The sequence below is a fragment of the Porphyromonas canoris genome, assembly GCF_000765975.1.
GTDB lineage: Bacteria > Bacteroidota > Bacteroidia > Bacteroidales > Porphyromonadaceae > Porphyromonas_A > Porphyromonas_A canoris.
Genome location: NZ_JQZX01000012.1, coordinates 249,773 through 262,562, shown reverse-complemented (window position 1 = coordinate 262,562; position 12,790 = coordinate 249,773). Strand labels below are relative to the sequence as shown.

13 protein-coding genes are annotated in these 12,790 nt (G+C 44.9%); 3 read left to right on the top strand and 10 right to left on the bottom strand.

Annotated features, from left to right (window positions below; all coding sequences use genetic code 11):
- Positions 1-56: 56 nt before the first annotated feature.
- From HQ29_RS07615 to HQ29_RS07575, 9 genes are all read right to left on the bottom strand, one after another.
- Positions 57-677 (bottom strand): L-threonylcarbamoyladenylate synthase, encoded by a 621-nt coding sequence (locus HQ29_RS07615; RefSeq protein ID WP_036790164.1) that lies wholly within the window; start codon positions 675-677, stop codon positions 57-59.
- Between the two features lie 22 nt (positions 678-699).
- On the bottom strand, positions 700-1,413 hold the full coding sequence (locus HQ29_RS07610) for an SAM-dependent methyltransferase (protein ID WP_036844927.1): 714 nt from the start codon (positions 1,411-1,413) through the stop codon (positions 700-702).
- A complete protein-coding gene (locus HQ29_RS07605) occupies positions 1,410-2,192 on the bottom strand; it encodes a TrmH family RNA methyltransferase (RefSeq protein WP_161781569.1) in 783 nt (260 codons plus the stop codon). Before HQ29_RS07605 ends, HQ29_RS07610 begins: the two co-directional genes overlap by 4 nt.
- 27 nt (positions 2,193-2,219) lie before the next feature.
- Positions 2,220-2,897, bottom strand: coding sequence for an HAD family hydrolase (locus HQ29_RS07600; RefSeq protein WP_036868837.1), 678 nt, complete (start codon positions 2,895-2,897; stop codon positions 2,220-2,222).
- Positions 2,898-2,915: 18 nt separating this feature from the next.
- Positions 2,916-3,494: a C40 family peptidase gene (locus tag HQ29_RS07595; protein WP_052089976.1), complete on the bottom strand. Its 579-nt coding sequence runs from the start codon at positions 3,492-3,494 to the stop codon at positions 2,916-2,918.
- Between the two features lie 185 nt (positions 3,495-3,679).
- Complete coding sequence (gene rpmA, locus HQ29_RS07590; protein WP_036790158.1) at positions 3,680-3,931, bottom strand: 50S ribosomal protein L27; 252 nt, start codon at positions 3,929-3,931, stop codon at positions 3,680-3,682.
- Positions 3,932-3,974: 43 nt separating this feature from the next.
- Positions 3,975-4,292 (bottom strand): 50S ribosomal protein L21, encoded by a 318-nt coding sequence (gene rplU, locus HQ29_RS07585; protein ID WP_036790157.1) that lies wholly within the window; start codon positions 4,290-4,292, stop codon positions 3,975-3,977.
- A 159-nt stretch (positions 4,293-4,451) separates the two neighbouring features.
- Positions 4,452-5,327, bottom strand: coding sequence for a helix-turn-helix transcriptional regulator (locus HQ29_RS07580; RefSeq protein WP_052089973.1), 876 nt, complete (start codon positions 5,325-5,327; stop codon positions 4,452-4,454).
- 335 nt (positions 5,328-5,662) lie between these two features.
- Positions 5,663-6,817, bottom strand: a complete 1,155-nt coding sequence (locus HQ29_RS07575; protein ID WP_036868834.1) for an iron-containing alcohol dehydrogenase — start codon at positions 6,815-6,817, stop codon at positions 5,663-5,665.
- A 126-nt stretch (positions 6,818-6,943) separates the two neighbouring features.
- Here HQ29_RS07575 and pepT point away from each other — a divergent pair, with 126 nt between their 5' ends.
- Both pepT and gcvT read left to right on the top strand, forming a co-directional pair.
- Positions 6,944-8,182: a peptidase T gene (pepT, locus tag HQ29_RS07570; RefSeq protein WP_036790153.1), complete on the top strand. Its 1,239-nt coding sequence runs from the start codon at positions 6,944-6,946 to the stop codon at positions 8,180-8,182.
- Positions 8,183-8,221: 39 nt separating this feature from the next.
- Positions 8,222-9,310 carry a glycine cleavage system aminomethyltransferase GcvT gene (gene gcvT / locus HQ29_RS07565; protein ID WP_036864845.1) on the top strand — a complete coding sequence of 363 codons (1,089 nt, stop codon included), beginning with the start codon at positions 8,222-8,224 and terminating at the stop codon, positions 9,308-9,310.
- Positions 9,311-9,781: 471 nt separating this feature from the next.
- On the opposite strand, the gene HQ29_RS07560 is transcribed toward gcvT, so the two are convergent.
- Positions 9,782-11,008 carry an NADase-type glycan-binding domain-containing protein gene (locus tag HQ29_RS07560; protein ID WP_036868831.1) on the bottom strand — a complete coding sequence of 409 codons (1,227 nt, stop codon included), beginning with the start codon at positions 11,006-11,008 and terminating at the stop codon, positions 9,782-9,784.
- Positions 11,009-11,210: 202 nt separating this feature from the next.
- On the opposite strand from HQ29_RS07560, the gene nadB reads away from it, so the two are divergent.
- Entirely contained in the window at positions 11,211-12,788 is a 1,578-nt protein-coding gene (gene nadB / locus HQ29_RS07555; protein ID WP_036868829.1) for an L-aspartate oxidase, read from the top strand.
- Positions 12,789-12,790: the final 2 nt, after the last annotated feature.

Genomic DNA, 12,790 nt, shown 5'->3' with positions numbered 1-12,790 from the left:
TTAATATCTTTTTTCTTCCTCTAAAAAGTTAGAATGGATCTGTTCTTAACTTAGGGTTAGAGTTGTAGCTCTCCTGCCCCTTCTCTTATAATCTCTATCTCGTCCGGATCCATCAGTCTGACAATGGTGGTTCTCTCCATTGCTCCCTCTCCTGCATCCAGAATCAAATCCACCTTTTCTCCCCACTCCTCTTCTATAAGTTCGGGATGGTAAAGATATGCTTCATCTTCATCCGCTTTTGCAGAAGGTAGAGAAGCCGTAATGAGAGGCTCATCCCTGAGAGCAAAAAGTGCGTTAATGATACCTCCTTGAGGGATACGAACACCGACTTCTTTCCTTTGCTTGAAAATCTTAGGCAGACTTCCCCCCGCCGGCAATACAAAAGTAAATGCTCCAGGAACATTCTGCCTCATAATGGAAAAAGAGGCGTTGTCTATCTTGGCATAGGTACTTGCCTGGGAAAGATCTTTACAAACAATGGTCAAAGGCGTTTTGACGGATTTGATGAGCCCTTTTATATCACAAATTGTCTGTACAGCATGCGGCTGGAGTGCATCTCCAACAAGGCAATAACGCCCATCCAAGGGCATGATGACAACTCCTCCGTGAGACAAAATCTCATCTACTTGAGCGATAACACTGCTTTGGGGATTATCTTCAAAAACTCTAACTAACATAAGGATTTATTTTTCGTCAGGATTAAAAAAGAAGGAATATCGCAGGATGTTTGTGCAACCAATCGGAGAGATCCTTCTCTTTCTTCCATTCGGTAAGGCTTTTTGTTACTACTTTTTGTTGTTTATCGTCCGTCAGATTCACGGCAACACATAAACGCAGCTGTGACGGAAGCTGTCTGACTAACTCTTCTATCAATTTTACGTTACGGTATGGAGTCTCTATAAAAATCTGGGTTTCGTCCTCTTTGGATATTCTTCGCTCCATCTCTTTTAACACCGATGCTCTTTCTCTATCATCTATCGGGAGATAGCCTTTGAAAGCAAAGCGTTGCCCATTAAAGCCGGATCCCATAAGTGCCAACAGGATAGATGAGGGCCCCACCAAAGGTATCACCTCTACTCCTTTCTTGTGTGCCCACTCCACTATGCGAGAACCGGGATCGGCAACAGCAGGACAACCTGCCTCGGAAAGCAGTCCGACACTATACCCTTGAAGCAATGGTTCTGCCAGCTCTGCAACGCTTTCTTGTGGATTGTGCTTGTCCATCTCTACTATAACCAGCTCGGAGATATTCAGCTCCGGCAGTGCAAACTTCAAGAAACGCCTTGCCGTGCGAGCATTTTCCACAATAAAGTGCTTCACACTGCGTATCACCTCGATATTGTATGGTGGGATATAATGGGAAGATGATACTTCCGACAGCGCGGAGGGAATAAGATAAAGTTTTCCTTTCACGATAATGAAGAGTGTGCCGTAAGATGAGACAATATGATGGCGGAAGCTACTCCGACATTGAGAGATTCGGCGGAAAAAGAGCGAGATGAACGGGGAATTGTAATTGTATGATCTGCCAACTGCTTCAGTTCGGAGGAGAGTCCTCCTCCTTCATTTCCCAATAAGAGAAAGATGGTATCCCTTTCCGGCTTCCACTTGTAAAGACTCGTGCCGGTCATATCCGTAGCAATAATCTCCGATGTCGATTTATCTTTATTGAAAGACATCCAACCGGGCAGATCAACATCTCTGTAAAGCGTTACCCCTGCAAGAGCTCCCATGGAGGACTGCACCACTTTGGGAGAAAAAGGATCCACACATCCCTCTCCCAAAATAAGAGTAGAGCAACCATGCCACTCGCACAAACGGATGATAGTGCCCATGTTACCAGGATCTTGTATTCGATCTAAAACAGGGATAACACCTTTAGGTAGGGTTTGAAAATCAAGCTCTTTCTGTAAGGGCAAAGAGAATACCGCAACAGCCTCCCGCGGTGTTTGAAGAGAAGAACACTTTCTGAGCCGGACATCATCGATCTCTCTTACTGCCAAAGAAGGCAGGGAAACAGAATCCGGAACAGGATAAGAGGGATGACAAGCGATGAGATGGAGATCAAAATAAGGCAGTAACTCTTTGATTACTTTCCATGTCTCTGCCACAAAAAGCCCATGCCGGTGTCTATATCGAGCGTGTTGAAGAGAAGATATCAGCTTGACTTCGTTGTTCGTTATCGGCTTCATCTGATTCTGCATAAATGGGTACTCCGATCAATAGTGGCTCTGCAACCACTCCTTCAAAGCAGGCATATCGGGGAATACTCTGTCTGCTCCGTTCTCTCTTAACACTTCATCATGTATAGGACCCGTAGCAACTGCTATTGTATAAGCACCGGCAGAGGATGCACTCTGGATTCCAAACGGAGCGTTTTCTATAACCAAAGTCTCCTCCGGAAGTGCTTCAAACATCTTCATGCCTTTCTGATATGGTTCCGGAGAAGGCTTTCCCCTCTTCACATCATCTCCTGTGACAATATGGGAGGTGGAAACATATTCTCCAAAATGATGCTTTAACTTATCAAGAGAGGCTCGCTGAGAACTTCCGGTTACCACTCCTATGTTCCATCTTTTTTGAGAGGCAAATTCAAAAATATCCGTAATCCCCGGAATGAGTGTATTCACATCCGCACTCTCCATAAAGCGAGAAGTCTTATAGCTGTATATCTCTTCCACAAGATGCTGTGGCGGCTCTGTCTGAAATGTTCTCAGATATAGATGACGAATGGTTTCTCTTCCCGGCTGACCTTCAAACAGGTAAAACTCTTCCGGCTCGGCTTTCAGTCCATAATTGTTGGTAGTCTCCAGCCAAGACGAAACGTGGACAGGCATGGTATCGAAGAGGACACCATCCATATCAAACAGTATTGTAGAAACTTCTTTGGGATACATATCCGGATAGTATAGGCTTTAGGTTCTCTCTCTGATTCGTCCTGCTCCCAAATAGGTTCTGCTATAATATCTTTCCGAAAGCGAACTTATGGTGATACCGGTCTTAGTGGCTGCATGCACAAAAAGATCATTGCGCAGATAAACACCCACATGAGATGCTCGACCTCCGGCTCTGTTGTTGATATTAAAGAAGACTAAATCTCCCTCTTTGAGTTCGGCTCTTTCTATGGGAACGGTTTTATCCATAAGCGATGCGGCAGACATTCGTCCGATGGGAATTTGATAAACCGCCTCATAAAGACTCATCACGAAACCGGAACAGTCTGTTCCTCTTTTCCCGACACTGCCATATCTGTAAGGAACGTTTCTCCAATCGGCTATAAAAGCATAAAGCAGCAGATTGTCTTCTTGAGTAACCGGTATACCTATCTCTACAGATATTTCTTGAGCAAGATTTGCCATTTCTCGTGCCTCTATCTGAGACAATCTCACTTCGGGCGGAAACGTAACATGTTGAACGGGAGCCTTTGTTGTTCTACAAGAGCTCACGGTAACAATATACAGACATACGATAAAAAGCCAGACTTTACGATTCATGGGAGATACTCTTTAAGATATCAGCAAAACCGCTAATACTGTTTGCTATAAACACAATAAGGTCACTCTTTCGGGAGCGACCTTATTATGATATTTATATATGCCTCTTCTCCATTTCTCTTTCACATTTCCGATAAGAGTTTCCGGAGATTTGGTCTTGAGTTCGTGAGTTTACCTATACTCTCTTATTGAGCAACAGAAACAAACGAACGATCGTCTTTCTTACGAGTAAATACTACCACTCCGTCAGTAAGAGCGTAAAGAGTGTGATCTTTACCCATGCCCACATTATTACCCGGGTGATGTTTTGTACCACGTTGACGAACGATGATATTTCCTGCCTTTACAGTTTGACCACCATAAATCTTAACGCCAAGTCGTTTACTTTCCGACTCACGTCCGTTCTTAGAACTACCTACACCTTTTTTATGTGCCATGATTCAAATGCTTTCTTTTAAGTGTATAAAAATAGGACAAACGTTATGCCACCACTTCCTTTACAGTAACTTCTGTAAACTGCTGACGATGACCTTTAAGTCTGCGATAACCTTTTCTTCTCTTCTTCTTAAAGACAAGAACCTTATCTCCCTTTACCAATGGAGAGATTACTTCGCATACAACCTTAGCGCCTTCTATGTGCGGAGCACCTACTTTTACAGCTCCATCGACATCCACCAAAAGGACTTTATCAAACTCGACTGTTGCACCAGCTTCTACATCTGCGATGTGGTGAACAAACAGTCTGCGGCCTTGTTCTACTTTGAACTGCTGGCCCTGCATCTCTACAATTACGTACATTTATATATTATATTGTATAGTTAGCAGCCTTGAGGGTGAGCTTATTCGGTCGGTATAAGCACCATAAGAACAGTTCTACTTATCTGACCCTACAAGGGAAATTCGCTGCAAAGGTAAGTATTATTTACGTATCATACAAACAATTGGGAACAGAAAGCCTCAAATCCCCTCTCTCGATTCCCGGATCAGCTTCTTTCTTAGTCTTGAAGGCGTTTCACCGAACTGCTTGCGGCAGTAGACCGTAAAGTGAGAAGGAGAAGAGAAACCGAACTCCTCTATTATATCTGTAAAGGGAACTTCTCTTCTTGAAAGGCGTTCTTTTATCACCTCGCCCTTTTGCTCCAACATCCACTGGTAAGGAGTTGCATTGAATGCTTCCTTAAACAGCTTGTTGAACAGGCGCAATGTGATCCCTTTCTTCTGTGCCAGCTCTTGTACCGTATTCACTCGCAGATAGTTTGTCAAGACAAACTCCTTGAAGTCGATCTCCTCTCTGAGTAGAGGAGCAAGGAAAGAAGCCAACGGTTCTTTCTCATAATAAGATCTCAGAACGAAGAACACTTCTCGAAGTTTGGCATCCATTATGACACCACACTTCAAACCATCTTCTCTGTACATCTTAAGACTTTGGAGAGCAACGTTGAGAGGCTCTACGATCGACAGCACAGACACTTCATACGAAGTCGGAGCATAACATTTGAGAGCTCTTATGTTAAAGTTCTCGCACAAGCGAGCCGGACGATAAAATTGCAAATAATACAATTCACAATTGGATTCAAATGTAAAAGCATAAGAGACCACCTTGTCTATGAAGACCATTGTATTTTCTGTCAACAAAATACTATTCTCTTCGCTATCCGAGTAGCGCAGGCGACCACTCTTTAAGAAGACGATACCGTAAAAGTCGCTTCTATCCACGTAAAATACACTACCTTCCTCTCCGCTTACACACTCAAAAGAGCAGGAATACTCTTGCTCATAGTGTTTACACTCAAAGTGGTGTTGAAGATCCGGAACACATCTTTCTTGTACCATATTAAACATCTGTTTTTCCGGTTATCTGTATTACCAATAGAGATAGCCGGAAACGGGTAATAACTTTATATCAAATTTTTAATTGAGATCTCCTCCATTTAACTAACAAGCTGAGAGGAAGTCCCATTATACAGAACAATACTGACTGATTCTTATACAATACTTAGTGTAATAATAGAAGGACAGTGCTTTTACCATCCTTATTCCCAGCCACATCCCCTCCTGAAATTACATATAGTGTCTCTCTTTAGAATTTCTGCTTGGCAAAATTACGCAAAAAGCACGAATAAGAAAACTTTTGGTTATAATTTAATATTTATTCAGCTTGATTCTTCTCAAAATTTCACCTGTTGCGATCGTCTTATTACAGCTTCTATCAGTTCGGGAGTACATATTTGACCTTCTCCCAAAGATGTATTTCTTTTATAAAAACGCTCAATAATTTCATTTTCCACCTCCGGATCGACATTTTTTTCAAGCATGGATGTTGCTAGACCTAAATCACGGAAGAATTTTACGGTACGCTCTATTGCCCTTAGAGCCAGCTTCCTTTCATCCTTTATATCTGTAATATGCCAAACTCGCCGTGCATACTGAGCCAGCTTTTCCTGTTTATGGTCAAGCAAAACATACCACAGATGCGGCAAAATCATCGTCAGCGTTTCGGCATGAGTGATAGAAGTCAGAGCCGTTATCTCATGTCCGATAAAATGAGTAGCCCAATCCGGTACCACCCCCATGCCGAGGAATCCATTTAGAGCGATGGTTGCCGTCAGCATATATTCCGAAGCAGTATCATAATCCAACTCTTCCTTGACGCATTTCGGTGCAATATCTATCAACTGTTTCAGCACACCCTCTGCCATTCTGTCCATGATACCGCTTTGCGGAAAAGTAAGATACTGTTCCAAGACATGCACATAAGCATCTGCAATACCGCATGCACGCTGTCTCTGCCCCAGCGTTAAGCAGAAAGAGGGATCCATGAATGATACTACGGGGAAACCGCAAGTGACGGGAAACTTCTCCCCTGTCCCCTTATTCGAGATCACCGCACCACTGTTCATTTCCGAACCTGTTGCGGGTACCGTAAGCACCGTATATAAAGGAAGATATGTCTTACATACTCCGGCTCGTGTGATCTCCCATGGATCCACATCCGTTGTAAGAGCTGCCGCTATCAGCTTACAAGCATCGAGAACGCTCCCTCCGCCCACAGCCAACACGCAGGTAGCATTAAAAGATTTTCCTTCCGCAACAGCCGCACGCACAGTTTCCACTGATGGATTAGGCTCTATACCCCAAAACTCATGGACCGTATATCCCGACAGAGTGGCTTTTACCTGATTATAGACTCCATTGGAGCGGACAGATCCACCTCCGAAGCAGACCAAAACGCGCTCTTTTTCCGGTATAAACTTATTCAATTTGGCTACACAGTCTTTGCCAAAAACGATTCGAGTAGGATTGTGAAAAGAAAAATTCTTCATTGTTCAATATATGTTTTCGTGTTTAGCAAATATAGCCAAAAGATATGACAGGTCTATGCTTTTTTTAGTATGTTTGTACGATAAAAGATACTTGGACCGTTCAGTAAAACCGTAATACAAATTATTATGAATACTCATCATCCCATAGTGGAGCGTTTCTTAAGATATGTATCTGTAGATACTAAGAGCGATCCTACCTCAAACGATACCCCCAGCACCAAGAAGCAGTTCGACCTTGCCAAGCTACTCAAAGAGGAGTTGGAGACACTCGGTTTGGAAGACATTTCATTAGACGACAAGTGCTACCTCATGGCTTCTCTTCCTGCCAACACAAGCAAGAAAGGAGTTCCGACCATAGGCTTTGTGGCACACATGGATACGGCTCCCGACATGAGCGGTAAGGATGTCAAGCCAAGAATAGTCCCCTTCACGGGAGAAGCCATAACGCTCTGCGAAAAAGAGCAGATCCTGCTCTCCCCTGCCATGTTCCCCGAAATGAACAGGTATAAAGGGCAAGAGCTTATCGTTACGGACGGACACACTCTCTTGGGAGCCGATGACAAAGCCGGTGTGGCAGCCATCATGCAGATGCTTCACTACTTCAAAGAGCATCCGGAGATAGAGCACGGTACCATTCGGGTAGGCTTCACGCCGGACGAAGAGATCGGTCGCGGAGCAGACTTTTTCGATGTAGAGAAGTTCAAAGCAGACTTTGCATACACCATCGATGGTGGAGAAATAGGAGAGTTGGAGTATGAAAACTTCAATGCGGCAGGTGCAACCATTGCCATACGAGGCGTCAATGTGCATCCCGGATATGCCAAAGGCAAGATGGTGAACGCTCTCCTCTTGGCGATGGAACTCAATTCGCTCCTTCCGCCCATCACGCCTGCCAATACGGAAGGATACCAGGGATTCTTTCACCTTATCGGGATAGAAGGAGGCGTGGAAGATGCCAACGTACAGTACATCATACGAGATCACGACAGAGAGAAGTTTGAAAAGATGAAAGAGCAACTCACTCAAGCCGTGGAGACAATCAATAAAAGATACCCGACAGCCAAGTGTACGCTCTCGATGAAAGACCAATATTATAATATGCGTGAGATAGTGGAACCTCGCATGGAGATCGTTAATCTTGCCTCCGAAGCGATGCAGCGTGTGGGAGTAACACCGAACATCAAGCCCATCAGAGGCGGTACGGACGGCTCTCGTCTCTCTTTCATGGGACTGCCCTGCCCCAATATCTTTGCAGGTGGACACAACTTCCACGGCAGATATGAGTTTATTCCCATTCCATCGCTCATTAAAAGCTACGAGGTTGTTTGCGAAATAGCCAAGCTTGCAGCCGAACAAACCAAATAGATACTACATACAAATTACTTATATACATACAACAACAAAATGAAAACAACCCCATTTACATCCATTCATGAGTCGTTGGGCGCCAAGATGGCACCATTCGCGGGCTTCAACATGCCCATAGAATACAGCGGCATTACCGATGAGCACCTCAATGTTATCGAGAACATGGGCGTGTTCGATGTCTCTCACATGGGAGCATTATGGGTATCCGGGCCAAACGCTCTACCTTTTCTTCAGAATGTTTGTAGCAATGACATCTCCAAGGTGGCAGTAGGCAAAGCGCAGTACAACTATATGCCAAACGATAAGGGAGGTATTGTAGACGACTTTATCCTCTACCATTACGAAGAGAGCAAGTATATGCTTGCCGTAAACGCTTCCAACATCGAGAAAGACTTTGCCTGGTTGCAAAAGCACTCTACGGACGGTGTAATCCTCGAAAACGGATCCGATAACATCGGTATCCTTGCCGTACAGGGACCAAAGGCAAAGGCTGTGTTGCAAAGCCTCACTTCGGTAAACCTTGACAATATCCCTTTCTACGCGTTTGAAGTAGGGGAGTTTGCGGGCGTGAAGAATGTCATCATCTCCAACACCGGCTATACCGGAGCAGGCGGTTTTGAACTATACTTCTACCCTGAAAACGGCGTTACCATCTGGAATGCACTCTTTGAAGCAGGAAAAGATGCAGGCATCAAGCCTACCGGTCTTGGTGCAAGAGACACACTTCGTTTGGAGATGGGCTACTGTCTGTATGGCAACGACATCGACGAAACAACCAATCCGCTCGAAGCCGGACTCGGTTGGGTAACCAAGCTGACCGACGACAAGAAGAACCTTCCATCACGTGAGATCTTGGAAGCAACCAAGATCAATGGTCCTGAAAAGAAGCTTACAGGATTTGAAATGGTGGGCAAAGGTATTCCTCGTCACGGCTATGAGATTGCAAACGAAGAGGGCAAAATCATAGGTCATGTTACTTCCGGCACCATGTCTCCTGCCTTGAAGAAAGGTATCGGACTCGGCTACTTGGAAAAAGCTTACACTGCTCCGGACTCCAAGATATTCATTGTGGTTCGTGGAAAGCAGATAGAAGCAAAGGTGATAAAGCTGCCATTCCGCAAATAATAAGATATTAGGGTCTTGCTAAGACCCTTAGACGGCTACGTTTTTCGCTTGTCTAAAAATTTGGGTTAATATGGAGGAGAGAGTTCCGGTTTCGGACTCTCTCTTTCTCTTTATGGGATTGTAATGTTTCCTGTACGTATTAAGAAAATCCCCCGAACCCGTTTATTTTTTCCCTTTAACCTGTTCAAAATTCAAAATCAAGCTCCGATGTGTAAACATCAAGTCTCGCTTTTTATCCATCAAACCCTGATTCGTAAAAATCAAGCCTTGATTTTCAACTCTGAACGGCTTTGAAGAAACTTTTATACCCTTTTAGCTCCACTTTTGATAGTGATAACCGGAGTTTAAGAATAAGGCAAAAGAAATCTCAAAACAAAAAAACGCAGCCCGAAGGACTGCGTTTCTGTCTCGAATAGAACCTCTTAAAAGTAGAAGATCTTCTATATCCGGTTTTGTACGGAGAGTAATTTCCTAATTTTTCAGACTCTCTACTCCCACAAGCAGACCATTTGCGATGAAATGACCTCCGGCGCTCATTTTAGAGATAGTATAGGTCTCTTGGCTTCCCTCGACCTTGTCTATGGCAATGAGTCTGTCCGTTCCGCCCATGATGGAGAAGAGGTCGCCCACTCTTATCTTGCCTATATTTTCAAAACCTTTATACTGTGCGGACTTTTGCGGACGGAGCGAAGCCCAGCCTTTTTCCTTGAGCATGAAAGGGTGATCCTGCGTTGTGATGATCTCTCTGCCACTTTCAAATCTGTATTTTACCAGTGCATGGTGTACGGCTTTTTCCAGTTTTTCCACCTTCGCACTCTTGATCTGTCCGGAGGCTGAATCCCAATAAGCCACATCGTCTCCCACTTTAAGCTCCTCGATAGGCTTTTCCGACCGGTCGGACATCAATACCGGCGTTCCTTTTGCCAGGCAGTGAACATCTATGCCGTCAAAGAAAATCTCGGATATTACAACGTCATCGTACTTATCGCCTTTATATACTTCCAAGATCTCAAACTTTATCGTCCAGTCCGGCTGAGCGCTCAGATCTTCGTCCTCTTTACCGGTTAGCTTTCCTATCGGAGGCACTGTGAATGTCTGGCTGCCCCGTACATCTTTCAGGTTCAGTATCGCATACGGCTTGTTGTCGATATAGACTTTGAGTTTCTTTACCCTCGAATTGTCCTTCCACGCAGCCTCGCTTTTGACATATCCGTTTACTACAATTATTTCGGTTATTCTCGCACTCTCTGCCCCAAAAGTATATAGCAGATACTCTCCTATTCCATATCCTTTTGCTCCTTCAGCCCATACGTTCAGATAGTTGAGGTCATGTGCGTTTTCAGCTTTATAGTTTACTTTCCCTTGCGGTTTGAGTGTACTGGACGCGGTTACTGCTTTAGGACCTCCTCCGCAGTACCAGGAACACCCATCTCCCAGTATATCCCAGTAGTTATCTGAAGCCATTTCGTCGTAGCTCTCAAGGATCTCCTTTTCTGCCTTGCTGAGGCTTTCGTAAGTTACTTTATCCGACAGCTTGCTCGATATCTCACGTGCTTTTTCCCGTTTTTGGCTGTACTCCTTGGCAGCTTGCGAGCTTAGGTTCAAAATCTCCACAGATGTAGGGTTAAGCTCTTTCACTTCGGGAGGAGTGGCTTGAACGAAGAGAAGCAGAGCCAAGAGCAGATAGATTCTTTTCATATTGATATTTTAATAATTGGTTTTCCTTATTCCGAATGGAGCGGCAATTTACGAATAAATTCTTTTGAAAAGATTGTCGACGGAGAGAGAATAGAACAATCTTTATATAAAACAGAGTCGAAGAAACTCTCATTCCACTTTCGGGCTGGGAAACTTGAGTTTTTATTCATACTTTTGCTCCCTGTAAAATAACCACGTAGATATGCACACATTCGACTATATTGTAGTTGGAGGAGGATTGGCAGGGCTATATACCGCCTACCTTTTATCTGATAAAGGAAGTATAGGACTGCTTGCCAAGACATCTTTGATCGATAGCAACTCATATATGGCTCAGGGTGGAATGGCTGCCGTAACCGATATAAACGATAGCCGGCACGCTCATCTATTGGACACATTAGAGGCCGGAAGAGGCCTTTGTAACGAGGAAGCCGTGCGTCTGCTCACGGAAGAAGCTCCAGATAGAATAGCCGAACTGATAGAGTTGGGTATGAAATTCGATCTGGAGAATGGACATCTTGCTTTGGGATTAGAGGGCGGACACAACCACAAACGCATCCTGCACGCAGGCGGAGATGCTACGGGGCGTCTTGTTACCTCATTTATCACGGAGCTTATACTCAAAGAGGGCAAGGTCTCCATCTTGGAACATCATACGGCAACAGACCTTATCTTGGGAGATAGTGGTTGTCGGGGCGTGTGGTGTTATGATGAAGCCAACCACCTCATCGCACCTCTCTTTGCATCTGCAGTGGTTCTCGCCACGGGAGGAGCGGCTGCAATCTATAATCCTACCACCAATCCCTCTACAAGTGTAGGAGACGGACTGGCATTGGCATACGAACAAGGAGCGGAGTTGATGGACTTGGAGTTTATACAATTTCACCCTACCGCTCTCTATATACCCAATAACTCCTCTTTCCTGGTAAGTGAAGCCGTGAGAGGAGAAGGTGCTCATCTTCTGGATCATACCGGCAACAGGTTCATGCTTACAAGGCATAAGCTTGCGGAGTTGGCCCCAAGAGACGTTGTGGCAAGAGAGATCTTCTACACGATGCAAGAGAGTAAGATGCCCTACGTAACACTATCGCTGAAACATCTCGACCCCGTACACATCGCGGAAAGATTCCCTACCATCACGCAGTATTGCCGAAGAAACGGTCTGGATTTAAGTAGCGAAATTCCGGTTGCTCCCGCTGCGCACTACACGGTAGGCGGTATAAAGGTAGACCGGAACGGTCTCTCCTCCATCGGCAGGCTGTATGCGGTGGGAGAAGTAGCCGCTACGGGGGTGATGGGAGCCAATAGACTCGCCTCCAACTCCCTTATAGAGTGTCTCGTTTTCGGTAAACGCATTGCGGATCATATCCACAATCAGCCCCTCCCTACCCCGGACACCTCGGCTCTTCAACAGCCATTCACGCTCGATTCTATGCAGATGGAGCTTGAACTTAAAACCAAAGGAGAGTCCATGATGCGTGTCTTGGGCAACACCATGATGCAGAATGTCGGCATTGTAAGAAAGGGCGAAGCTCTCAACGAGGGTATCAGAAAGATAGAAGATCGCCTGAAAGAGCTTGAGCCGTTCAAGGACACCTCATTCCATGGCAGGCTATTGTACAAACGGCATCAGGTAGCACTCATCATCACGAAAGCTGCTCTTTTGAGAGAAGAGAGCCGTGGCGGACATTACAGACAAGACTATCCCGAAACGCTTTCCCCTCAAAAGGCATATCACACCATTATCAAAGAAAACAGTATCACACATCAATCAGTATAATC